The sequence below is a fragment of the Kiloniella sp. genome (genome assembly GCF_048270245.1).
Lineage (GTDB): Bacteria > Pseudomonadota > Alphaproteobacteria > Kiloniellales > Kiloniellaceae > Kiloniella.
In genome coordinates this window covers 40,288-64,697 of sequence record NZ_JBLWTH010000007.1, presented here as the reverse complement: position 1 = coordinate 64,697, position 24,410 = coordinate 40,288, and the positions used below count along the sequence as shown (strand labels likewise).

22 protein-coding genes are annotated in these 24,410 nt (G+C 45.7%); 9 read left to right on the top strand and 13 right to left on the bottom strand.

All coding sequences use genetic code 11. The features are described 5' to 3' along the window. Nucleotides 1-574: 574 nt before the first annotated feature. Both ACN0W5_RS15505 and ACN0W5_RS15500 read left to right on the top strand, forming a co-directional pair. Nucleotides 575-1,057: a low molecular weight protein-tyrosine-phosphatase gene (locus ACN0W5_RS15505; protein ID WP_417454995.1), complete on the top strand. Its 483-nt coding sequence runs from the start codon at nucleotides 575-577 to the stop codon at nucleotides 1,055-1,057. Between the two features lies 1 nt (nucleotide 1,058). Next, on the top strand, nucleotides 1,059-2,018 hold the full coding sequence (locus ACN0W5_RS15500; RefSeq protein WP_417454994.1) for a DMT family transporter: 960 nt from the start codon (nucleotides 1,059-1,061) through the stop codon (nucleotides 2,016-2,018). Here the strand turns inward: ACN0W5_RS15500 and thpR are convergent. From thpR to ACN0W5_RS15480, 4 genes are all read right to left on the bottom strand, one after another. After that, complete coding sequence (thpR, locus tag ACN0W5_RS15495; protein WP_417454993.1) at nucleotides 1,936-2,499, bottom strand: RNA 2',3'-cyclic phosphodiesterase; 564 nt, start codon at nucleotides 2,497-2,499, stop codon at nucleotides 1,936-1,938. The genes ACN0W5_RS15500 and thpR overlap by 83 nt on opposite strands. 143 nt (nucleotides 2,500-2,642) lie before the next feature. Further along, on the bottom strand, nucleotides 2,643-3,683 hold the full coding sequence (locus ACN0W5_RS15490) for an NADP(H)-dependent aldo-keto reductase (RefSeq protein WP_417454992.1): 1,041 nt from the start codon (nucleotides 3,681-3,683) through the stop codon (nucleotides 2,643-2,645). A 16-nt stretch (nucleotides 3,684-3,699) separates the two neighbouring features. Continuing rightward, on the bottom strand, nucleotides 3,700-4,872 hold the full coding sequence (locus tag ACN0W5_RS15485; RefSeq protein WP_417454991.1) for an FIST signal transduction protein: 1,173 nt from the start codon (nucleotides 4,870-4,872) through the stop codon (nucleotides 3,700-3,702). Between the two features lie 2 nt (nucleotides 4,873-4,874). Next, nucleotides 4,875-5,537, bottom strand: a complete 663-nt coding sequence (locus ACN0W5_RS15480) for an arylesterase (protein WP_417454990.1) — start codon at nucleotides 5,535-5,537, stop codon at nucleotides 4,875-4,877. A gap of 285 nt (nucleotides 5,538-5,822) precedes the next feature. Here ACN0W5_RS15480 and ACN0W5_RS15475 point away from each other — a divergent pair, with 285 nt between their 5' ends. From ACN0W5_RS15475 to ACN0W5_RS15465, 3 genes are all read left to right on the top strand, one after another. Continuing rightward, nucleotides 5,823-6,557, top strand: coding sequence for an ABC transporter ATP-binding protein (locus ACN0W5_RS15475; RefSeq protein ID WP_417454989.1), 735 nt, complete (start codon nucleotides 5,823-5,825; stop codon nucleotides 6,555-6,557). A gap of 5 nt (nucleotides 6,558-6,562) precedes the next feature. Beyond that, a complete protein-coding gene (locus ACN0W5_RS15470) occupies nucleotides 6,563-9,097 on the top strand; it encodes an ABC transporter permease (RefSeq protein WP_417454988.1) in 2,535 nt (844 codons plus the stop codon). 113 nt (nucleotides 9,098-9,210) lie between these two features. Next, complete coding sequence (locus ACN0W5_RS15465; protein ID WP_417454987.1) at nucleotides 9,211-9,927, top strand: Bax inhibitor-1 family protein; 717 nt, start codon at nucleotides 9,211-9,213, stop codon at nucleotides 9,925-9,927. Between the two features lie 81 nt (nucleotides 9,928-10,008). Here ACN0W5_RS15465 and ACN0W5_RS15460 read toward each other — a convergent pair whose 3' ends face one another. Further along, entirely contained in the window at nucleotides 10,009-10,419 is a 411-nt protein-coding gene (locus ACN0W5_RS15460) for a hypothetical protein (RefSeq protein WP_417454986.1), read from the bottom strand. Between the two features lie 186 nt (nucleotides 10,420-10,605). Between ACN0W5_RS15460 and recQ the strand changes: the two genes are divergently transcribed. Next, nucleotides 10,606-12,447, top strand: a complete 1,842-nt coding sequence (gene recQ, locus ACN0W5_RS15455) for a DNA helicase RecQ (RefSeq protein WP_417454985.1) — start codon at nucleotides 10,606-10,608, stop codon at nucleotides 12,445-12,447. A gap of 49 nt (nucleotides 12,448-12,496) precedes the next feature. On the opposite strand, the gene ACN0W5_RS15450 is transcribed toward recQ, so the two are convergent. Beyond that, nucleotides 12,497-13,894, bottom strand: coding sequence for an MFS transporter (locus tag ACN0W5_RS15450; RefSeq protein WP_417454984.1), 1,398 nt, complete (start codon nucleotides 13,892-13,894; stop codon nucleotides 12,497-12,499). A 235-nt stretch (nucleotides 13,895-14,129) separates the two neighbouring features. Beyond that, the gene (locus tag ACN0W5_RS15445) at nucleotides 14,130-14,768 is read right to left on the bottom strand and encodes a glutathione S-transferase family protein (RefSeq protein WP_417454983.1); all 639 of its coding nucleotides are present in this window, start codon (nucleotides 14,766-14,768) and stop codon (nucleotides 14,130-14,132) included. A 331-nt stretch (nucleotides 14,769-15,099) separates the two neighbouring features. Here ACN0W5_RS15445 and ACN0W5_RS15440 point away from each other — a divergent pair, with 331 nt between their 5' ends. After that, nucleotides 15,100-15,399 (top strand): PilZ domain-containing protein, encoded by a 300-nt coding sequence (locus tag ACN0W5_RS15440; RefSeq protein WP_417430639.1) that lies wholly within the window; start codon nucleotides 15,100-15,102, stop codon nucleotides 15,397-15,399. Nucleotides 15,400-15,526: 127 nt separating this feature from the next. Here the strand turns inward: ACN0W5_RS15440 and ACN0W5_RS15435 are convergent, their stop codons facing one another. Further along, complete coding sequence (locus tag ACN0W5_RS15435) at nucleotides 15,527-16,084, bottom strand: hypothetical protein (RefSeq protein WP_299377150.1); 558 nt, start codon at nucleotides 16,082-16,084, stop codon at nucleotides 15,527-15,529. 261 nt (nucleotides 16,085-16,345) lie between these two features. Further along, complete coding sequence (locus ACN0W5_RS15430; protein WP_417454982.1) at nucleotides 16,346-16,750, bottom strand: hypothetical protein; 405 nt, start codon at nucleotides 16,748-16,750, stop codon at nucleotides 16,346-16,348. A gap of 217 nt (nucleotides 16,751-16,967) precedes the next feature. Here ACN0W5_RS15430 and ACN0W5_RS15425 point away from each other — a divergent pair, with 217 nt between their 5' ends. Both ACN0W5_RS15425 and ACN0W5_RS15420 read left to right on the top strand, forming a co-directional pair. Beyond that, nucleotides 16,968-17,654 carry an SOS response-associated peptidase gene (locus tag ACN0W5_RS15425; protein WP_417454981.1) on the top strand — a complete coding sequence of 229 codons (687 nt, stop codon included), beginning with the start codon at nucleotides 16,968-16,970 and terminating at the stop codon, nucleotides 17,652-17,654. A gap of 176 nt (nucleotides 17,655-17,830) precedes the next feature. Further along, nucleotides 17,831-19,744 (top strand): MOSC N-terminal beta barrel domain-containing protein, encoded by a 1,914-nt coding sequence (locus tag ACN0W5_RS15420; protein ID WP_417454980.1) that lies wholly within the window; start codon nucleotides 17,831-17,833, stop codon nucleotides 19,742-19,744. 96 nt (nucleotides 19,745-19,840) lie between these two features. Here ACN0W5_RS15420 and ACN0W5_RS15415 read toward each other — a convergent pair whose 3' ends face one another. The 4 genes from ACN0W5_RS15415 to ACN0W5_RS15400 all read right to left on the bottom strand — a co-directional run bounded on the left by ACN0W5_RS15415 (nucleotide 19,841) and on the right by ACN0W5_RS15400 (nucleotide 24,385). Next, nucleotides 19,841-21,808 (bottom strand): acetoacetate--CoA ligase, encoded by a 1,968-nt coding sequence (locus ACN0W5_RS15415; RefSeq protein WP_417454979.1) that lies wholly within the window; start codon nucleotides 21,806-21,808, stop codon nucleotides 19,841-19,843. Nucleotides 21,809-21,978: 170 nt separating this feature from the next. Then, nucleotides 21,979-22,845: a LysR substrate-binding domain-containing protein gene (locus tag ACN0W5_RS15410; protein WP_417454978.1), complete on the bottom strand. Its 867-nt coding sequence runs from the start codon at nucleotides 22,843-22,845 to the stop codon at nucleotides 21,979-21,981. Nucleotides 22,846-22,981: 136 nt separating this feature from the next. Further along, nucleotides 22,982-23,896: an RNA polymerase sigma factor SigJ gene (gene sigJ / locus ACN0W5_RS15405; protein ID WP_417454977.1), complete on the bottom strand. Its 915-nt coding sequence runs from the start codon at nucleotides 23,894-23,896 to the stop codon at nucleotides 22,982-22,984. Between the two features lie 18 nt (nucleotides 23,897-23,914). Then, nucleotides 23,915-24,385: a carboxymuconolactone decarboxylase family protein gene (locus ACN0W5_RS15400; protein WP_417454976.1), complete on the bottom strand. Its 471-nt coding sequence runs from the start codon at nucleotides 24,383-24,385 to the stop codon at nucleotides 23,915-23,917. Between the last annotated feature and the right edge of the window lie 25 nt (nucleotides 24,386-24,410).

Sequence of the window (24,410 nt, the reverse complement as noted above, 5' to 3'; positions counted from 1 at the left end):
AACCAGTTTCGGTTCTCAGGTGATTTTTTTCGCGCCGCTACCATAGCGTTGCCGTAATCAGAACTTTTGTCAACGCTATGGAAACAAATTAACCGAATGAAAACTATAGAAAATTATCAAAACTTGGCCTCCATACTTCAACTTAAAATTGAGAAACAGATTGCAAATAACATTTTAAAAACGACTGAAACTATTCAATATCTACCATCAAAGATGGTTTAATATTTATAAAATTCAAAAATTTAGCACTTTTACAAGATACGCGCATGAAGTGTCTTATCTAAAATCTATACGCATTAAGTGACTTCTTTGTAATTCAGTCAAATTGGTTGAACCAAATTTTTCCTATTTTTTTCTCGCCACATCAAATTGTATACAATCTGTGCTGGACAGACGATCTCGCATAAGATTTAGTAATTGTAATCACAATGCACCGTATCGGTTTTGTGTTCCTTAAAACGGAAATTCGCAGTCCGTTTTTCCAAAGAATCTCTGAATAAGTTGTATCACACAAGCCATACAATGCCTAAGACCACATAACAGAACGCAGACCTTTAGCAGGAATATTCCATTAATGAAAAAGTACAAAGTTCTCTTCGTTTGCACAGGCAATATTTGTCGCTCACCCGCGGCTGATGGCATCTTAAGGCACAAGCTAAGGGAACAGGGCTTGAATGAGATGGTTACGACAGATTCAGTCGGTACACACAGTTACCATATAGGTGAAGCACCTACCCAAACTGGTCTGAAACTAGCGTCAAAGAAAGGCTATGACTATTCTGACCTCAGAGCACGCCAACTTTCAGCAAAAGACTTTGAAGAGTTCGACATGATTCTCGCAATGGATTTTGGCCATCGAGACATCATTCGAGAAAAATGCCCCCCAGAATACCAAAACAAAATAAGCATGTTTTTGGATTACAGCCCTTTTGATATCAAAGAAGTTCAAGATCCTTATTATGGTGGACCTAAAGATTACGAAGACATGCTTGATGTCATTGAAACGGGCGTTATCAACCTTGTGAACCACTTTAAAACACAACTCAAAGATCAATAAAATGAGTACATCGACAGGGGCTACGAAAAAGCAACACGAAGATAGAATTATTCTTGGAATCATTTTGGCGATTCTGATGGTTTTTTGCACATCTGTTATGGATGGCATAGCCAAATGGCTCACAGCGTCTTACAGCATCATTAGCATTATACTTATCCGGAATTTATTCAGCCTGCCACTTGCTATTACCCTAGTCGCTAAAACAGGGGGGATTGCTACCCTTAAGTCAGATCGGCCGCTTCTTTTGCTAGTACGATCATCCCTGATTATTTTTGCAGCCGGGTCATTTTATGCAGCATTACCTTTTATGCCGCTGGCGGAAGTCTTTGCCATCGCTTTTGTCGCCCCCTTGTTCACAACATTACTATCGGTGATTTTCCTAAAAGAAAAAGTGGGCTTTCATCGCTGGGCCGTCGTCTTCACTGGCTTTGGCGGCGTTCTGATCATATTGCAGCCAGGGACAGACACTTTCCAGCCCGTTGCAATACTCCCGGTCATTGCAGCCTTTTTTTATGCCTTGCTGATGATCATGACCCGACAACTCCGTCATCATTGCAGTTCATCTGGTATGACTTTCTGGGGGACAGTTACAACTGTTTGTCTCGCATCAACAACCCTCGTCTTACCTTGGGAAGCCTTTGCCTGGACTCTGCCAAGCAACACAGACCTTCTTATGCTAATGGGCATGGCAGTCGTTGCAACAACCGCGCACTTTTTAACCGGACAAGCCTATCGCTACGCCCCGGCAGCTGTTGTCGCACCTTTTGACTATACCATGCTGATATGGGGGCTTATTTTCGGTTGGGCCTTTTGGGACGAAATTCCCGAAGCACATGTTCTATTTGGGGCGAGTATCATCGTCATCAGTGGCCTCTACATTATATATCGAGAGTCTCGGTCCACGAATAAAACGGTTCTGGATAGTCAGCTTCCAGAAAATAGCACGCCCCCGATGGTGTAAGTTTGCTGGAATAAAGGCCAAAACTTTCCACTGTAAATTCAGGATGAGAAAAAAGATTATTGTCGCGTAGATACGCCCCAAAAGCAGGACCGGGGTTACTTTTAAAACGACAAAGCGTCACATGGGGCGTGAATTTCTCTCGCTCTAACTTTATGCCAGTTGATTGTGCAGCATATTCTACCTTACGGCGGAGATCTGAGATTTCAGGGGTTTTCTCAACCCCTGCCCACAACATTCTTGGACCGTTCTCTTTACCAAAAAAACCCACGCCACTTAAACGGACAGGAAAGGGATTGAAATGCAATCGACTAAAAGCATCGTCCAAATCCCGAGCCTGTGCACCGTCCAAGTCCCCGAAAAACCGTAAAGTAATATGAAAGTTTTCAGGAGCAACCCACCGCTGTCCGGGTAATCCGTTACAAAGCCCCATAAGTCGTAATCTTGCTTCTTCGGGAAGAGCAATGGCGCTGAACAGCCGCATGGGTACCTCCTGTAAACAAACAACAAAGCTAAAAGGCTGAAACAGAATAGCTTATTCTTGAAACACTATACCGAGACGATTTTTTAAACCTGAATGACTTTTTCTTATCCCAATGGCTAAACCCATCTATCAATTACGGGTCATTACGGGCAAGGAATCGTATGTTTTCGTCCAAGTTCTTCGATTTCCGCTAAAACCTCTTTTGAAAGATCAAGTTCCGCTGATTCAATATTTGCCTTCAATTGTGCCATCTTTGTGGCCCCGATAATAGGCGCGGTAACAAAGGGACGCGAACGGACAAACGCCAATGCCATTTGCGCAGGATCAAGGTGATATCTCTCCGCAAGATCCACATAGTCAGCAATCGCGGCCTGACCTCTTTCGCCCATATAACGGGTATTATCAGGGAAAAGTGTCATGCGCGCACCTTGTGGCCGGGCACCAGCAAGATATTTGCCTGTCAAACTGCCTGCACCCAATGGCGCATAGGGAAGCAAGCCAATATCTTCACGCATAGAAATTTCGGCAAGGCCAACCTCAAAGCTTCTGTTTAAAAGGCTATAGGGATTTTGGATAGAAGCCATACGCGGTCCTCGCCCTTCTTCAGCGAGCTTCAGAAACTGCATAGTTCCCCAAGGCGTTTCATTGGACAATCCAACATTTCGGATCTTCCCGGCCTTAACAAGGTCATCAAGAACACTCAACGTTTCTTCTGGCTGAGTAATTTGCTCCTGATCACGATGTTCAAACCCGAGTTGCCCAAATATGTTGGTGTTCCGATCAGGCCAATGAAGTTGGTAAAGATCGATATAATCCGTCTTTAACCGTTTTAGTGAATTATCAAGCGCCTCGACAATGTGTTTTCGATTAAATCGAGCAATTTCACCGCGAATATAGGTTTGCGCAGCGCTTGGGCCTGCAACTTTTGAAGCAAGAACAACTTTGTCCCGATTGCCCCGTTCTTGAAACCAATTCCCGATTATTTCTTCTGTACGGCCATAGGTCTCAGCTTTAGGTGGCACGGCATAGATTTCGGCAGTATCAAAAAAATTAATCCCTTTACCCAGCGCATAATCCATCTGTTCAAAGGCTTCGTCTTGTGTGTTTTGTTCCCCCCAGGTCATCGTTCCCAGGCAAATTTCACTGACTTTAAGATCTGTACGACCTAGTTTGGTATATTTCATAACATCCTCAATAACTTTAATAAAAAAGCGTCAAAACCCCTGTGTACCCATACAAGCGATCATGGGACACTTCACCATTCGCGTAAAACCCCACCAATGGCATATCCCCGAATTCCTGACGAAGGATATTGAGTTCTTCCGAATTTGGCCCAAAAAGTGCCTGCCCTCTCCCCAGACAAGAATAGTATAGCCCAGCTTTAGGGGCGCGTGGTAATCGTGCGCGTATATCATCCAGTAAACGATTGAGATCTTTTCGAGCGGCCTCGTTATCTCGTCGGCAGAAAAAAATCGGCTGCCCTGCCTCTACCTCTTCTGTAATGTTCAAGGAACCGTCACTGGTATCAATGCTCATGAGATTGCGCACCAGATAGTCATCACCGTCACTACCTTCAACCGGAAAACCGACAAAGATATAGCCCCCAATCTTACTCAAATCCCGGGATAAAAGCTCTCCTATATCTTCTTTGAGAACATCCAACGCCGGTCGACCATCGATCGTATAAATCTTCTGATCATCCGCTGATGTAATCGTTCTCTTTGGACCGATTGGTGTACACCCTTGCGTCAACCCTGTGATTGCAGGCACAGAATCGTTAAAGAAAACACCGGACAAAGGACAGTCTGTAATATGGTTTGCAATTTGTGGCAACTCGCCCCGCGAAGACGTCAATCCCCCGACGAGATAAACCTCTAACCCCGCGGAAAGAGACGAAATCTGCAAAGGAAGATCATAATGCCGTGGATCACCATGTATCAGCCCCAGATAGGCCTGATTCTTTTCCAACCAACTTTCAACGCCCTCACCAGTGACGACAAGTTTGTCCCCTTCTTCCGTTTCCATCTGCCCCGATTCAAACACTTGAAACGTGCCAGATGGGAAAGAGCCAATCATAACGCTCAAGCCTGGTTCGTCGTATAGCTCTACAGCTGAAAAACGCCCGAGTTGATTGGCAGCATTAGTCCCGACACCAATCCCGATTGTGCCGGTCCAGTTTTCAAGGCCCGTTTTTGTCTTCAGAAAGGTCAAGATACTCGACAAATCATCTGCGAAAACATCGGTGGCATAAATAAACCCCAAGTTAGCTTCTGACGGCAAATCTCCCAGACCATTCAGAATCTCAGCACAAGCCTTGGACCAGTCCGGCGAGGACGAGAAAGCCGCCTTAAATTTAGGATCTGGCTGTAACATACTCACTCTGTGCCTTTCTCTGCGCCTTTTTCAAGCAACGGCACGAGATAAGGCAGAATATTCTGAACAATCAAATCCACTCCTGCACGGTTAGGATGGATGCCATCAGCTTGATTCAATGCAGGGTCAAGTGCCACGCCTTCCAGAAAGAAAGGATAAAAAGCAACATCATATTGCTCTGCCAATTCTGGGTAAATCTTATCAAATTCAGTCACATATTCAGTACCCAGATTTCTGGGGGCCTGCATTCCGGCTAGAAGTACTTTCGCCCCTGAATCTTTGAACCCCGCAATAATCTGGCTGAGATTTTCACGGGTTTGCGACGGCTCCAAACCTCGCAGACCGTCATTCGCGCCAAGCTCGACAATAACAACCTGCGCTTCATCCAGCAAAGCCCAGTCTAGACGGGATCGTCCCGAAGCCGAGGTGTCACCAGAATTCCCACCATTAATAACAGTGATATTATACCCAGACTCTTTCAAAGCTACCTGTAACCGTTCAGGGAAAGTATCCCCAGCTTCCAGGCCATAACCATGGGTAAGACTATCCCCAAAAGCCAACAGCTTAACGGGCGTTTCTGCATAGGATAAATTTGCGGTAAGAAGAGTAAGTAGAAAGTACGGAACGAGACGGAATACACGTCTGCAAAGAAATTTAATCATCATCTATAGGATCAATCATTTCCCAAAAAAGCAATAACCATTACGTAGTATACCCTGAAATATGTTCGATACCTTAAAGGAACAAGCCCTGTTCACGATCTCCTGACCATTCTTGTATGGATTTGTTTTTTAATTCTGCAGATACTTTTCAACATTACTGTTTTAGAACAAATATTTAATCAATATAACGAGAGTACACTTAATCTCAATGATTGAAATCCTCACATCCACCACCATATAGGTTTTTGATCAAAGCTTTATGACAGTGCAGAGAAAGTCTTTCTTACCATGACCACGGGCTCAAAAAATCTTGTTTGTCTTTCCGACGTCAACCTGACCTTGAGCTCATTGGCCGGAAAGGTTGATATCCTTAAAAATATCAACCTTCATATCGATAGGGGCGAAACTGTTTCTGTCGTCGGGCCATCCGGTGCCGGTAAATCATCCATGATGATGCTGATGGCAGGACTTGAAGCAGCAACGTCCGGAAGCGTTGAAATAGACGGACACGATCTGGGCAAAATGGACGAAGACGCCCTCGCCCGTTTTCGCAGAGACTCTGTCGGTATTGTTTTTCAGGACTTTCATCTCATCCCCACAATGACGGCATTGGAAAACGTAGCTGTTCCATTAGAGTTTGCGCGCAAACCCGATGCATTAAAACGGGCACAAGAAAGACTGGAAGCTGTAGGGTTAGGACACAGGCTTGATCACTTCCCCGGACAGCTTTCTGGTGGTGAACAGCAAAGGGTCGCTCTTGCCCGGGCCTTTGCCGCAGAGCCAAAAATCCTTTTGGCAGATGAACCGACCGGGAACCTTGATAGTACAACAGGGGAAATGGTTATTGAACTTCTTTTCAAGTTGCAAAAAGATCACGATACGACGCTTATTCTCATCACCCACGATCCGCGCCTGGCAGCAATGTGTAACCGAACAATCACGCTCCAGGACGGATTGTTAAAAGAAGAAACCAGCAGCACCGCAGCCAAAGATACGGCATCAGCAATGGCATCGCAGGGCTGATTGTCATGTCAAAAAGTTTACCGTTCTCCCTTGCCGCCAGTTATGCCTTTCGCGAACTTCGAGGCGGTATAAAAGGCTTCCGCATATTTCTTGCCTGTTTATTTTTAGGTGTTGCGGCCATTGCTGCGGTCGGATCAATCTCATCTGCGATTGAACAGGGATTGCGTAATGATGGTCGAAATCTTCTGGGTGGAGATATCGCGCTTAACCTAGTTCACCGGAAAGCCTCTGACGATCAACTGAGTTGGCTCCAGGACAAGGGGGATATTTCTCTTGTCCGTGAAATGCGGACGATGGGCAAGCAACCCGTCGAAGGCGGCAATCGCACCCTGATTGAACTACGCGCCGTTGATGATATTTATCCGCTCTATGGTGATGTCATCCTTGAACCCAGCATGCCCCTCTCAGAAGCACTAGCTAAAACAGACAAAGGCTGGGGCACAGTTCTTGCGCCAAACCTTTTAAGAAAACTCAATTTAGAAGTGGGCGATCAAATCGTTGTCGGCAATGGACACTACGAAATACGCGCGTCACTCATAAAAGAACCAGATCTTTCAACACGCGCCTTCACTTATGGCCCAACGGTCATGGTATCAGGGGATAGTCTCGACGGCACAGGCCTTATTCAACCCGGCAGTATGGTTCGGTACGATTATCGTTTGGCCTTGCCCATTGAAACAGATCTCAAAGCTTTTCAGGAAACGATCACCACAACTTTCCCAGAAGCAGGGTGGCGGATTAGAAGTTCAGAGAAAGCAGCGCCGCGTATCAGCCAGTTCATTGATGTCCTAGGCATGTATCTAACGCTTATAGGATTGGCGACATTGCTTGTTGGCGGTGTTGGTATCGCAAACGCAGTGAAAAGCTTTATGGACAGTAAAGTCGGTGTGGTCGCAACATTGAAATGTCTCGGCGCCCCGTCCCGATTAATTTTTCAGATCTATCTTATTCAAATACTTTTCCTCACGCTAATTGGTACGGTGACAGGTTTAATCGCTGGCGCGTCGGCACCCTTTGCTGCCAGTGCCTTTGCCAAAGATATGCTTGGCTGGGAAATCGCCGCACAGTTTTACGCTGAACCTCTTTTGCTGGCCGCAGCTTTTGGCTTTCTCACTGCCTTTACTTTTTCAATCTGGTCGCTATCCAAAGCCGGAAAAACCTCTCCTGCCCGCCTTTTCAGGGATTTAACATCCCCGATCACAGGACGGCCCACACCAAAGGCAATGATCGCCCTATTTTTCAGTGCTGTTCTGTTGGCACTAACGGCTGTTACCTTCGCAAGTAACCCCAAAATTGCCGGGTTCTTTATTGTAGGTGCCATTGGCACTTTCGCCATTTATCATTGTGTAGGGTGGCTCATAACCAAACTCACCAAGTTTTTGCCTCGTGCAACACACCCAGCCCTACGAACCGCGATCGCAAACCTTCATCGACCTGGTGCGCCGACAACAAGTGTCATTCTGTCAATGGGGCTTGGGCTTACCGTCCTTGTTATCGTTGCACTATTGGAAGGAAATGTTCGACAGGCTGTAACACAAAGTCTGCCCGAAGAAGCCCCTGGCTTTTATTTCATTGATATTCAGCCTCAACAGGTTGAAGAATTTGAGAAACTTGTGCAAAGCACCAAAGGCGTCAACGAACTGCGACGCGTCCCCATGATGCGGGGCAGAATTACAGCCGTGAATGGTACCCCGCCTTCCGAGCTTGAGATTCCAAGCGAGATCAAATGGGTATTCCGCAGTGATCGCGGTCTGACATGGTCGGCTGAAATGCCACGAAATACCAAACTGGTCGATGGAAACTGGTGGCCTGAAGACTATAACGGCAAACCCTTGGTTTCTCTTGATCAGGCTGTCGCAAAAGGACTGGGCCTCACCCTTGGTGACAGTCTTACAATCAATCTGCTCGGACGACCCATTGATGTCGAAATTGCTAACTTGCGAAAAATCGACTGGGGCGGATTAGAAATCAACTTTGTCATGGTTTTCTCACCTGGCCTTATGTCAAAAGCGCCACAAACACATATTGCCACGGTAAAGGCGCTACCTGAAATAGAAGACGCGTTGGAAATCAAAGTCACAGATGCATTTTCGAACGTCTCGTCCATTCGGGTCAAGGAAGCACTAGAAGCGGCAACCGAGCTACTCAGTCACGTAGCACTTGCCCTTTCTGTCATTGCCGTTGTCGCCCTGTTAGCAGGTACGCTTGTGCTAGGTGGTGCCGTCGCCGCTGGACATCGACGCCGGGTTTATGATTCCGTTGTCTTGAAGGTTCTGGGTGCCAGCCGACGATCCCTTGCCGCAACTTTCTTTCTGGAATTCGGTATGCTGGGGCTGATTTCAGCTGTCGTCGCCGTCGTCATTGGTGCCGCTGCATCCTGGGCAATTACGATCTATATCTTACGCCTTGAATTCACTTTATTAACCGAGGTTGTCCTCTTCACACCTTTGCTGGCCTTGCTTGCAACACTGGTGTGTGGCTATGCCGGAACGTGGAGCGCATTGCGACAACGCCCCGCTGCATTGTTACGAAATGAATAAATTTTCGGTTGAGATAATAATATCCGACTAAAAAACCCGATTATTGTTGATTTTTAAACAACAAGACCCAATATTAGGATCAGCTTTTTAGTACAAACGAAACGAGGTTTCTTATGATCGACCGTTCCACACACCGCAGTGTTGGATATGGCCAGGCAACAGCGGCCGACACAGATGCTGGTCTGCGCGCATACATGCTTGGCGTATACAACTATATGTCAATTGCACTTGTCATTACAGGACTTGCAGCCTTCGGAGTATCCCAGAGCCCGGAACTTCTACAACTCGTTTACGGCACACCACTAAAATGGGTTGTGATGCTTGCGCCATTGGGAATGGTGTTGTTCCTAAATGCGCGTATCCACGCTTTGGCCGCATCTACAGCCCAGATCCTTTTTTGGGTCTTTTCGGTACTCATGGGGATCTCAATCTCCTACATCTTTATCGCTTACACCGGTGAGTCCATCGTTCGTGTTTTCTTTATCACAGCGGCGTCCTTTGCAGGCCTTAGCCTTGTTGGTTATACTACCAAGAAAAACCTCTCCGCTTTTGGTTCTTTCCTGACTATCGGTCTGATTGGTATTGTAATAGCCAGTATCGTGAACATCTTCTTAGCATCCTCAGGTCTAAGCTTTGTCATTTCCATTCTCGGGGTTCTGATTTTTGCTGGACTGACAGCTTACGATACCCAGCGCATCAAACTGATGTATATGGAAAGTGACCATTCGGAAGTTGCCCAGAAAAAATCTATTATGGGTGCCCTTTCACTGTATCTAAACTTCCTGAACATGTTCCTGTTCCTGCTACAGCTTTTTGGTAACCGCGAATAAGCGTTGATGACATAGCGTCATAAAAAAAAGCCCGGCGATTTGATCGCCGGGCTTTTTCGTGGCCTTAAATCCTAAAACAATCTAATCAACAATTTGCACAACCTTCTCTTTAAGAGAGTCAGCGACCTGTTGAAATATTTCAGGACCATCGCCCAAAATTTCATTCTCAATCACCGACTTCATCGCCTTGAGGTGTGCTTCGTAAAGTTGGGGTGTCGACAGATGGAGTGTATCCTGTGCCACTTGATGCTTTAAAAGCGTATAAAAACTGTCACCAATACGTGTCATCAAAGGAAAACCAAAACTGGTCCCCTGTCCCTTAATGTTGTGAACAATACACCGGGCCTGATCCATAGCTTTAAATGCTTTATCAGAATTGTTTTGAATTTCATCTAAAATTCTATCCAGAGTAGAGAAATCTTCTTCTATACCTGATCGGTAAAGTTCGACAAGCTCTTCATCGGCATAAATATTTTGACCTGTTCTTGACACCTTAACATCCTTTGTTTGGGTATGCTTACAAGCAAAAAAACGTATTTCTGAATAATAATGGCAACAACTTATATCACATGCGCATTCAACGATAGCGAGAATATTAAACAACACATACAGAATATAACATAATCTCTTAACAAACTCTTTTTGACCGACCACGGCGGACTTGGCTATAAGCCAAGCATGGATTCAATCACCCCTCAAATACCATCTGCACAGGATATTCTTAGCCGTATTTTTGGCTATGATAGTTTCCGTGGAGATCAAGAAGCTGTCATTGACCATGTGATTGATGGTGGTGACGCACTTGTCTTGATGCCGACAGGCGGGGGAAAATCCCTTTGTTACCAAATTCCGGCACTTTGCCGCCCTGGCCTTGCCGTTGTTGTTTCCCCCCTGATTGCCCTTATGCAGGACCAGGTCACTGCGCTTCAACAACTTGGCGTCAAAGCATCAGCCTTGAACTCGACCCTCCCCTATAGCGAGATCCTCGCCACGGAAAGGGGTATGCGATCCGGGGAACTTGATATGGTTTACGTGGCCCCGGAAAAGCTTCTCACCGATGGTTTCCTTGGTTTGTTGGAACAGTGTGACCTGTCGCTCTTTGCTATTGATGAAGCCCATTGTGTTTCACAGTGGGGGCATGATTTCAGACCGGAATACCTGCAGCTGAGTCTTCTGAAGGAACGTTTCCCCTGGGTTCCCCGAATTGCCTTAACGGCAACCGCAGACGGACCAACAAGACAAGATATAAAAGAGCGCCTTCACCTAAGTGAGGCCAGAGCATTTGTCGCCGGGTTTGACAGACCAAATATCCGCTACAAAATTGGCCTTAAGGCAGCCCCAAAAAAACAGCTGACAGATCTGCTAGAACGCGAACATTCGGGGCAGTCCGGCATTGTCTATTGCATGTCTAGAAACAAGGTAGACGAGATCGCACAAGCCCTGTGCGAAAAAGGTTTCAATGCCCTGCCCTATCACGCAGGCCTTTCTAAAGACATCAGAGCAAACAATCAGGATCGCTTTCTCAAAGAGGATGCTGTCATCATGGTTGCCACCGTTGCCTTTGGCATGGGCATAGACAAACCCGATGTCCGCTTTGTTATCCACCTCGACCTGCCCAAAAGCTTGGAAGCTTATTATCAAGAGACAGGGCGCGCAGGGCGTGATGGTCTTCCGGCCGAAGCCTGGATGATCTATAGCATGAATGATGTCGCCCGGCTTTATCATATGGCATCACAATCCGATGCCCCGGAAGCCCAAAAACGGATCGAAAACAGAAAGCTGGAAGCTCTATTGGGATTTTGTGAGACCACCCGTTGCCGTCGACAGGTACTGCTAGAATACTTTGATGACAATCCGATTGAGCCCTGTGGAAATTGTGATACCTGCCTGACACCTGTTGAAAGCTTTGACGGCACACAGGCCGCGCAAAAAGCATTGTCGACAGTCTATCGTACTGGCCAAATTTTTGGATCCGCCCATGTGATTGATGTGCTTCTTGGCGCAAAGACAGAACGCATCGAAAAACTTGGTCATGACCAACTCAGCACCTTTGGCATTGGTACAGAGTTCTTAAAACAGGAGTGGCGGTCTATTTTCCGCCAACTGGTCGCCCTTGGTTATTTAAAAGTGGATATGGAAGGCCATGGATCCTTTCAGCTCGGCGAAGATTGCCGTCCCGTGCTAAGAGGTGAAAAAACAGTACAATTCCGCCGCGATCCGGCGAAGAAAACCCGCGCCTCTCTCCGCAGTCATTATAAAAAATCCTTTGGTCCTGCAGCAACAATTGATGATCCAAGAGACGAAGCGTTATTCCAGACCCTTAGGGCAAAACGCCTCGAATTGGCGAAGGATCAGGGGGTCCCCCCTTATGTGATTTTTAATGATAAGACGCTTTTGGAAATGGTCATGGCGCGCCCGGTTGATCTCGGTGATATGGCAAATGTACCCGGTGTCGGCAAGCGCAAGCTCGAACGCTATGCCGATATCTTCCTAGGCGTCATCAACGAAAGCCGCGCATAGTTTTCGTCGTCGGTGCGGCCCGTATCCTCAGGCTTTTTGGGTTCTAAGATTAGCCTTTTTGATTTTCACTTTGCGTTTCAGGAACATCTTCATCAGAAGCGAGCTCTTCCTCCCAAAAAGCGGGGCCATCCTCTAAAATATCGGACTCGGCTTCTTCCTCTTCCGTGACATGGTCAGGACTATCACCTTCAGCTTCGGCGATCACTTCCTCATACCATTCTTCACCTTCAGGGGTCATTGCAACAACCATCGTAGATGATTCTGCTGGCACCCCAATGTAATCACCTTGGTCTGCAATTGGCACAGAACTACGTTGTGTCATACGGAAGACACCAAAAGATGAAATCATAAACAAAGTAACGGACATACTATACACAAATGCATTAGGACCCAGTTGCCCCATCAAAAATGTACTGATGATTGGTCCAACAATAGCGCCGATTCCCCCAATAACGATCAGGGCACTCGTGGCTCCAACAATTTCAGATGCATCCAGATAGTCATTGGTGTGCGCAATGGCTAATGAATACAACGGCAAGCAAAGTGCACCAAATAGGAAGGCACTTCCCAAAAACCACACTGTTGCTTCAGAACCAGAGAAAAAGCCCATCGAAAGCGCAATCAGCCCTGCAAGAAGAGCAACGACAATTAAAACCTTACGACGGTCAAAGTGGTCAGAAACCTTACCAATTGGCCATTGTAGCGCAACCCCGCCAATCGACATTGTTGCCATGAATATAGAAATATCCACCGTATCCATTTCCAGCTCTTTGGCATAGATAGCCCCAGCACCAAAAATTTGTGCCTGTACGACGCCGACCCCAAAGGCACAAACAAAACCCAATGGAGAAATTTTAAATAGCCGTTTGAGGCCAACAGGCGTCGGGGATTCAAACGTAGGCACCTGGGCAACCGTCAGAGTTGTTGGAATGAGCGCCAAGGATACGAGTACTGACATTAAGATAAACGGTAAGAAACTACCTGGATCCGAGGTATTAATCAGGAGTTGCCCCAGTCCCATAGCACCATACACGACCACCATATAAACAGCCAAAAGTTGTCCACGGGTTTCATTGGTAGAGCTATCATTAAGCCAACTTTCTGCAACAATATATAGCCCCGCGAAACAAAATCCGGTTATAAGGCGCATCGCGCCCCAAGTGTAGGGATCAATAAAGACAGCATGTAACAAGGCTGAAGCAGAAGATAATGAAGCCAGTGCTGCAAAAACACGTACATGCCCTACATTGGCAAGAACCTTGGGTGTCACAAATGATCCAGCAAGATATCCGATGAAATAACAGGTCATCACCGCACCAATTGCTTCTGTCGAGAATCCTTCTATGGATCCACGCACACTCAACACAGTACTCTGCAAACCATTGCCCAGCATAAGAAAGGCAATACCGAGCAAAAGTGCCCAAGAATTAGTAATTGCTGATAACATTTATTATTTCCCTAGGCCTAAAGCGTGACCAAATTCCATTCCTACCACTTAGAGAATATTTATTAAGATAATTCTACCTTAGTAGCGACTTTTCGCTTCTCTATTCACCACTTTGACAGGCAAAAACAAATAACTATAAATCTTTAAAATCAACCAATTGAGCTTCTGGATATTACAAAGGTGGCTAACACTCCATCGTCAGCCACCTTATATCACTTAAATTTTAGACACCCTTTTATGCAAAAGGTGCTACCAGCTCTTCTTGGGCAAAAGCCCTCAATACAGCCGGATGTTTGCTCATAAGAGAAACATTTTTCCCCAGGCACTTCATTTCACTCGGTTTTTTAGGAAGAAAACGTCCCCAACGGCAAAGCATCAGAAGATAAAAGTCCAAAAATGAAATTGCCTTACCCATCATATAGGGACCTTTTTTAGCAAGCTGGGCATCGATTATCTCAAAATACCCCATCAAGCGTTGCTCTGCGGCTTCTTTAATCGCCGCTGCATCAGACGCATCGCTGCTATAACGTTCGGAATAATAATAAACCAGAAACTCTGTTTGGATCGTATTCGTTAAAAACATCAACCATTGATAAAACTTGGCGCGTTCCGGGGTTGCAACATCGGGCACCATGCGACCTTCGGGGTGTCGATCTGCAAGATGCAGACAAATCGCCGCTGTCTCAGAGATAACCATGGCGCCATCTTCCAATACTGGGATACGGCCCGAAGGATTCAAAGCAAGATACTCTGGGCTTTTATGGGCTTGCTTATTCCGATCGACATAAACAAGTTCATAATCAACGCCGAGTTCTTCCATCAACATATGCGGAGCAATGCTTGCGTTACCGGGGTAGTAGTGAAGTTTATACATTAGAAGCCATTCCTGTATTGATAAACACCCATCAACAGATTGTTATCTATGCTCAAATCCTGACAATAAAACGATAACAAAATAAAAAATTGATTTTAAGTTGCAACATAACACATCAGCTATCAACGCTTTATGGTCAAGGCATAACTATGAATGGAAGGACGACTTGCGCGCACGAAGATGTGAATTGATAACGTTAATACACGCATAAGATTCAATGTTCACAAAAATCACACAAGTCACAGAGTAAATCACGGCAATTAGAAAGGAATTGGTAAGGATTAGTATCTAGAATCATCAACAGTAACAAGATTAGGTAAAAATGTATTAGATGATAGAAAACCGCCAATATAAAAGGTATGCCGCCGGGGATAATGCTTCCTTAGGCATTGATGGTTCTTGGCACCCTTGTTCGGTTCAGAACCTTTCTGGAAATGGTCTTTTTCTGGAAACCTTTTGCCGTCCACCTATTGGTACCGTTGTGGAACTCGATCTAAGCAGCCTGGGCAGGTATTCAGGCACTGTTGTGCGGCACGCTTGGGATGGTGTTGGCGTACAATTCAGAGACGGACACCCCCACACACCACACCTCCCCGATCACCGTCAGGGTGCACTTTTTACCAATATTTGATATGATTTCTCTTTTGACAAATTGGCCAGTAGCAGACTGACCAGTAGCAAAGTTCCATTGATTAACGTTTATTTCTTCAGAATTCAAAAGTTTGAATATTAAATAAACCTGATTAATAATCTATCTTTTAAGCAGCCGGTTTTCTGTTCTTAAGTTTCAATGCCGTGATTTTATAAACATCCAGACCTGTAATGCTCGAAATTTCACGGATTGTGAGCTCTGTTTCTCTCAACAAAACAGCAGCATGAATTTTGGGGGGCATACCACGTGGTTTTTTATTTCTGACTTTCACAGGGCTCGCCAATGATTTTTGAGGCTTGTTATCCTTTGCCAATCCCCGTTCATAAGCAGCTTTTAACGCAGCTTCATGGCGTGCTTTTTCTTGCTCAAGATGGGAATCCATCAAATGGAGAGAATTTGCAAAAACCCGTTCCGTTGCAGACATACTATAAGAAGCAGGACGTGCCTTCTGCTTTGGCTCGTCTCTTGGTCCACCTTCTGCAGCCTCTTCCAAAGACATGTTATGCTTTGCCGCCATACGCTTAGCAGCAGCCAGAGCATTCTCTCTCTCCCCGTCATAGGGGCTTAAGGCCGCAACCTGTAATAGGTTGTGAAACCTGATACGCTCTGCTTCTGAAAATCCCTCACTAATGGTCTTAGTTCCTTTAATCTGTTTCCAAGCCACCCATTATACGCAAACTCTGGCTTATGGGCAGTAAACTTTATTTATTTTCTTCTGTTTTTTTCTTCTGTTGATCTGTTTTTGGGCCTCTACGAAGATCAGGCTCTTTCACTGGGTACTTTCCTTTTCCCTCAATCACATTGAGCAACAGGATAAAGGGGATAAAAAATATCCACATTATATAGTAGAAAACCTTAGCCAATAGAACCGCTCTCCGCTTTATTCCCCAAAAAATTCCAAGAAAAACCCTTACCTAAACGCACCCTAGTTCTCAGCACCATTTGTTGAATCAACTTCAGCTTCAATAGAATATTGGCCAGCGGTGGTTTCGTCTGCCAACCCGGCATGAAGGGTTAACATCACAATTTCTGCATCAATGCCATCTTCGAAAATTTTGACCATTTCTAACCGACGAAGCATTTCTTTTGAATCTTCCGGGCCATTAAAATCCTCGAAATCTTCCTGCCCCAGAATACAATAGCTTAAAAAACCAGCGAGATCATGAAGGGTCACCTCTGGGTTATCTTTCAACAGTCCCCGATCTTTTGCCAACCGCCACAAAGTTAATTTTACTGCATCAGGCACAACAGCACTAAACGTGCCCGCCCGCTTCAACCCATCATCAATCATATGGATTTCTTTTTTCCGGCCAAAAAATCCAAAAATCATCGGTTCAATCTCGCATCAAAATTCGTGACTAGAGCTTATCTCACTTCGAAAGCCCCTCGTTTCAAACCAAGGGTATAGATCAAGAATCATAAAAATGAAACTCCGGGATTAATCAGCAATAAAACTCAGCACGGAATCACAACGTAAGAGATGGTTTCCTCAAGCCCAGAAACTGGTAAGTTAAATATAAATTTTCAAGGATAACTATTTCTGAATCATGTGTGGACGTTTTGCCTTAACCACCCCTATTGCTGACTTAAGTGACCTTATGGGCTTTCCTGAGCGCCCCAACCTGGAAGAACGGTATAATATATGCCCCACTCAACCTGTTGCGGTCATTGTTCTCGGTTCGGACAAAAAAAAGCATTTTACACTTCATCGTTGGGGGCTGATTCCAAATTGGGTTAAAGAACCGAATCTCAACAACCCAATGCACAACGCTCGTAGCGAAACAGTCAACGAAAAACCATCCTTCAAAGGTCCCTTTCGGGGCAGGCGTTGCCTGATTCCCGCCGACGGCTTCTACGAGTGGCAAAGTGGGTATTCCGGGAAGACAGGTACAACGACGAAACAAGGCTATTACATCACGCAGACTAACAATACGCCCTTTGCTTTTGCAGGAATCTGGGATGATTGGCTGGGCGCAGATGGCAGTGAAGTTCAATCCTGTGCCATTCTGACGATCGAGGCTAATCACGACATTTGCCATATACACAATCGTATGCCTGTCATTGTGCCAAGAAAAAATTACAACACATGGCTTTTCAAGGGTGGGCATGACCTGTTGAAGCCACTCCCAATCAACAGCCTAAAATCAACCCCCGTAACCAGCTATGTGAATAATGCACGCCATGAAGGTCCCGCCTGTCAGGAACCACAAGCTCAGCAAGCACAACTTTTCTAACGCTTAACAAACAACAACGTTAAACCGTCACAAACAGACATTAAATTTCGGTAATACAGAAAATCTGTCCCCGAAAAATATTTTAAAAATATTTCTAACATCTAGCCCTGTTCTCCTTTGAAACAGATCACTATCATCACCTTTCTTACCAATCAGCCCCTATAAAAGGCCTTATAATGTCTAAAATAGTTGTCAGTGACCTTCTGATTTATCCCGTTAAATCTGTTGCCGGTATCTCAATGTCCAAGGCTTCTGTGCTGACTGCGGGTCTGGCTGGGGATCGTCGATACCTGATCACAAAACGCGACGGGACCTTTGTTACTGGGCGAACACACCCAAAAATCACAGCGATTATCAGCACCTATCAGGGGGCTCTTTTAACTTTGTCTCATGAAGACAAAGAACCCATCATCCTAAATCCGGAAAGCTTCACTGATACATATCAAAACAGTAATGTTTGGGGTACGGATCTGATCGGACAGGAATGTGGTGCTCAAGCCGATAAATGGATAAGTGATCTTCTCGGCGAGCCAATGAAACTGCTCTATTTCGGCAACAGGTCTGAACGCTTTATCAAGCAACATCCAGAGAACGATGTCGGATTTGCTGACGGATTTCCAATTCTCATCACCGCAAATAGCTCGTTAGACGAGTTAAACAGGCGTTTACTTGCCCCTGTTTCAATGGCCAATTTCCGCCCGAACATTACAGTTAGTGGCACCTTGCCTTTCGAGGAAGATGGCTGGTCCTTAATCAGGATTGGCGATGTAAGATTCGAGTTGCCTAAACCCTGCGCGCGCTGTGTTTTTACAACGGTTGATCCCTTTGCCCATGCCGCAGATAAAAATCTTGAGCCTCTAAAAACTCTCACCGAATTTCGCCAAGTTCAAGGTGGAAAAGACGTCATTTTCGGGGAAAACATGATTCCCTTGAATACAGGAACCATTCAAGTTGGTGATCCTGTCGAAATACTAAAAACCAAGTCCAAACCACATTACATTGATAATTGGAAACCAAAATCAGCGCGCATTACCGCTCACCTGAAGCCTAGGCCAGCAGAAACTTTTGACCAAGCCCCCATATTGCTGAGGTGCGTACAAGTCATAGAAGAAACCAAAGATGTGAAAACCTTTAAATTCACGTCTGATCCGGTAAAACGTTTTTCTTATCAACCCGGTCAGTTTCTGACTCTCCATATTCCGATTAACGGCGAAATCGTTAGCCGTTGCTATACCATTTCCTCCACACCATCACGCCCGGATACGATTACAATTACAGTCAAACGGGTTAATGGCGGACGTGTTTCAAATTGGCTGCACGATCACGTTGCTGTTGGATCCAGTCTGGAAGCAATCGGTCCGGCTGGCGTTTTCCATCTTAAAGAAAGCCAAAAGAAAAAAGTTCTAATGATTTCCGGTGGTTCAGGCATAACCCCCATGCTCTCCATGACCCGGTTCATCACGGATACAGGGTTGGATTATGACATCCATTTCCACCATTCTGGTCATACTATTGATGACTTGATTGCTTGGTCAGAACTGTCCTTACTTTCAAAGCAGTTTCCCCAGCTCGAACTATCCTACAACACAACACAGGGTGTTCCTTCCTCTCATTTAGCAGAACACGGCATCAAGGGCCGAATCTCGCCAAAAATATTAAAAGAAGTTTGCCCCGACTATATCCAGCGCGATGTGTTCGTCTGTGGCCCTGATCAGTTTATGGAAACTGTGCAAACGCACTTGATGAACAATGGCCTGCCAAAAGAACAATACAATCAAGAAAGCTTCACCATAGAACCAACTCTACCACCAGAAGATGGATCAGCTGCAAGCTATTCAATCCACTTTTCTAAATCGGGTATGACTGCGGAAATAAAGGGGAATCAATCCATTCTCGATGCAGCAGAAGCTGCGGGGATTGATATTCCCTACAGCTGTCGAGGCGGACTGTGTGGCACCTGTAAAAGCGAGTTAAAAACTGGCGAGATTACAGCACCCAATGCGATGGGGTTAAGTGAGGAAGACACAGAAAACAACCTCTTTCTCGCCTGCTGTAGTTTTGCCAAAAGTGATATCGAAGTCGATCTTTAAGCAAACAGGACCGGTACACATAATCAGTAGAGATGAAAATAACCGCAGGCATTCATTGTACATAAGCACAATGAATGCCTGAGAATATATATCCCTTTAATCTTGCTGTAATGCCGGAATATTACGGTAGAGGTCCAAAGCTTCGGGGTTAGCCAATGCTTCCTTATTCCCCACCTCGCGACCATTGATGATATCGCGTACAGCCAGCTCGGTGATTTTACCCGATCTTGTTCGCGGTATATCTGAAACTGCAACAACCTTTGCCGGAACGTGACGCGGTGTACACCCGGTTCTGATTCTAGTTTTTATTTTCTTGATCAGCTCCTCACTAAGGCCTTCAACACCATCCTGCAAAATAACGCAGAGAACCACCCGCACATCGCCATCCCAGTTTTGACCAACGACAATAGCTTCACGAATTTCTTCCAGTGTTTCGACCTGACGATAGATTTCTGCAGTACCGATACGCACGCCGCCGGGGTTGAGGGTTGCGTCAGAACGACCATGGATAATCAGACCGCCATTTTCCGTAACTTCAAGAAAATCGCCATGGGTCCAGATATTATCAAAGCGTTCAAAATAAGCTTTGTTATAGCGCGATCCGTCTTCATCACCCCAAAAACAAAGCGGCATGGATGGAAAAGGTTCCGTACAAACCAACTCGCCCCGATCATCGGATACAGGCTGCCCTTCATCGCTAAAAGCAGAAACCGCACAGCCCAAGGCAGGTGTTTGGATTTCACCGCGATACACAGGCCCAATAGGATTTCCAAGCATAAAACAGCCCAAAATATCTGTTCCGCCAGCAATCGATGCCAGCTGAACATCTTTTTTCACATGCTCATAAACAAAATCAAATCCTTCGGGTAACAGAGGGGACCCGGTAGAATAAATCGCCCGAAGTGCTGGTAACTTATAATTTTGGATCGGGCTTTCACCTGCTTTTTTCAAGGTATCCAGATACTTGGGTGACGCCCCAAAATGGGTCACCTTTTCCTGTTCCGCCAGATCGAAGAGAATTGTTGGACTACCCGCAAACGGCGACCCATCATAGCAGATCAATGTTGCGCCACAGCCCAATCCGGCGGCAAACCAGTTCCACATCATCCACCCACAGGTGGTGAAATAAAATAGGCGATCATTTTCTTTCAAATCGCCGTGGAACTTGTGCTCAACCAACTGCTTCATCAGCGCCCCACCTGCACGGTGAACAATACACTTGGGCGCCCCGGTCGTCCCCGAAGAGAACATAATATAGAGAGGATGATCAAAGCTCTGTCTGGAGAAGGCTATTTCTGTGGGTTGGAAAGGACCGACAAAATCCCGCATATCGACAGCATTTGGCAATCCAGACAAATCAAGATCTTCACCCGACCAAGAGATCACAACAACCTTTTCAATAGCAGGAATCTCTTTGACAACCTCTGTAACCTTGCCCAAAACATCGTGATTTTTCAGGTTATAATCATAACTATCAGGAGCGATTAAAACTTTTGGTTCAATCTGACCAAAGCGATCCAGAATTCCCTGAGCACCGAAATCCGGTGAGGCCGATGACCAAACACCGCCGATGGCAGTTGTTGCAAGCATCGCGATAATGGCTTCCGGCATATTCGGCATCAATCCGGCAACACGATCGCCAGGCTCAACACCCTGTGCTTTCAGCGCTTGAGCAAGGCGGGAAACTTCATAGTACAAATCGTCTCTACTTAGTGATCTCTGACGTCCTTTTTCGCCCCAGAAAACGATAGCATCCTGATCACCGCGATAACGCAGCAAGTTTTCAGCAAAGTTGGTTTTTGACTGAGAAAACCATACGCTTGATTTGATATCCAGATCATTACGCGTATAAACATGACCGCCCTTTTCGCCAGAGAGGTCAAAATAATCCCACGCGGCAGACCAGAAATCGGCGATATTCTCTACAGACCATTTATGCAGATCAGCAAAATTATTCACCTTTGTTCTATTCTGTTGATTCAGCCAGGCCATAAAATCGGTGACAATCGCATTTTGCACACGATCTTCGCTTGGTACCCACTGAGGTTTGGTCACAGAAGTCATATCGCCTGTCGCTCCCTGATATTTTTTTATATGTCGATTTGGACTAGCGATCATTTATGCTGCACCGCACACCAACCGTCAAGGGATGGGATATAGATGCGCGCGTTGAGCAGGCAATATTCAGAAATACTGTTTCAAAAACATAGCGAAACTTAATCCATGCCTAATACTTATTCCTGATGAAGCTCATCCATAGACGCCGTTATATAGTTGACCAGCCGCAGCCCAGCCTCACTTAAGTTTCCCTGACGATAAAACAGACCAACTTCAACATCTGCCAACCCCGGATAACCGTTTTCTACAGGTACGACTTCTAGGCTGTCCGGTACTGTTTTTTCAGACAAAACAGTCAAACCCAAACCTGCTTTTACCGCAGCTTCGATACCCGATTGGCTGGGGCTGGAATAGGATATGCGCCACTTCTTTCCGGCCCTGTTCAGGGCATCAACTGACCTCTGTCGATAGATACACCCTTGCGGATAAACGATCAGAGGTAAGGTATCTTGCGATAACAATTCTGCATCTCCGTTGCCAACCCATGCCAGACGATCAGACCATGTTTTGGCCAACGAAGGTGACGGTGTATCGGAACAAAGGGCAATGACCACATCGTACTCATTCTTGTCCACGGATTGAATAAGATCACGACTGATCCCGCAATCAACTTCCAGCGTGATTCCGTCGTGGGCACTGGTAAATCCGCCAAGGATTGTCGGCAACAGAGATACGGCAAAATCATTTGGCAAACCCACACGGACAACGCCCCCGACTTTCGGGGTTTTCAATCTGGAAATAATCTCATCATTCTGCGCAAGGATTTGTTTGGCATATCCGCGCAGAATTTCCCCCTCTTCAGTAAGTGTAATCTTTCGCCCGCTCCGGTTAAAAAGCGATATTTCCAAAAGATCTTCCAACCGTTGCAGTTGAAGACTTATCGCAGGTTGAGAACGCCCCAATGTCTCTGCTGCCCGGGTTATGCTTCCCAAGTCATTCACAGTAGAGAAGGTACGCAACAGATCAGTGGGGATATTAATCATAGTGCAAAAAAACACATTATCTGGCAATCTGGGTTCGTTTATGGATAAGATAAAGCTTATCAATATTTTACACAGGAACAAAGCCTGTTCGCCGTCAACGAGTTTCTGCGCCTGATCGATAGCTAGAAAAAGAATATCACCTCCAGGATATAGCTCCTGATTTTGACAGAATTCCTTTGGCTGAAATCATTTGTTTCAGCTTTCCCGGATGCCGCATAATGTATATTTGGCTTATCTGTCCTTTTGCGTCATATCCGAATGATAGTGCCGCATGCGTTTTACCCTCATCCACAATCACCAACCCCAAAGTACCATTAAGTACTTGAAGCTTGATCATCATGTCTCGCCATGCATGCGATAAAATATCCTCGATAAATCGACAAATTGCATCATGACCAACAATGACATCGCGCACAGCCTGAACTTTACCACCACTATCCGCGCGCAAATCACTATCCGCCCGTAACATGGTTCCCAGATCGTCAACCTCTCCGGTTCGGATCGCCTGCTGAAAAGCTTCTAACAATTTTTCCTGATGCTGCTTTTCCGGTACATGTCGCACATTATTCTTTGCCACATATGCGCGCGCACGTGTCGCCAACTTACGGCAATTTGCTGATTGCATATCCAGAACACGCGCCACCTCGTCAAACGGCATCGAAAATACATCGTGTAACAAGTATGCCGCTCTCTCCTTTGGCGTCAGTCTTTCCAACAACAAAAGAAAGGCTGTTGTCAAAGACGAAGCTATTTCTACCTTCTCTTCCGCACTGGCTTCAAATTCCGTTTGAATTTGATCCGGTATCCACGAACCAACGTAATCTAATCTTTGATGACGGGCCGACTTCAGTTGGTCCAGACACCGGTTTGTACAAACGCGTGACAACCAACCGACAGGGTTCTCGATCTCCGGTCCAGAATAAGAGATCCATTTCAAATAGGTTTCCTGCACAACATCCTGTGCATCACTTACAGACCCCAACAAGCGATACGCGAGCCCCATAAGCCGGGGCCGCGATAGCTCAAACACATCAGTTTTATTTTCAAGCATTATATGAGCCTTGCCATATCAATGCTTGGAGATCTGTACACGGTTCCAAAGGTTGATCATCCCGATATCTGTCGTAATTAATGTAATTTCCTTGTCAGAAAAATGTTGCCGTAACTCAGACCGAAGCTTCGCATAATTTGTTTTTGGGTCCAATGTTGTCAACGCTTCGGTCCACGCCAAAGCTGCACGTTCTGGTGCAGAAAATATACGCACATAACGCCAGACAATCACTTTATCCAACTTATCCTGACTAACACCGGCTTTTCGCGCGTCAGATATATGCATATCAACACAATAGGCACACTGGTTTATTTGAGATGCCCGTAATTCAATGAGTGCAGACAAAGAATGTTCTAAACCACGCTCTGCCATCATCACATGAACCTGGCCTAGATACCCAATCAGTTTTGGGTCATTTTTTTCATGAATAACGGGGCTTTCAGATGCCAAAGGCACAAAAGAAAGAGGCCCGGAAGACGTTGTCATCATTGTATTTCCTTTGTTGTTCTTGAAG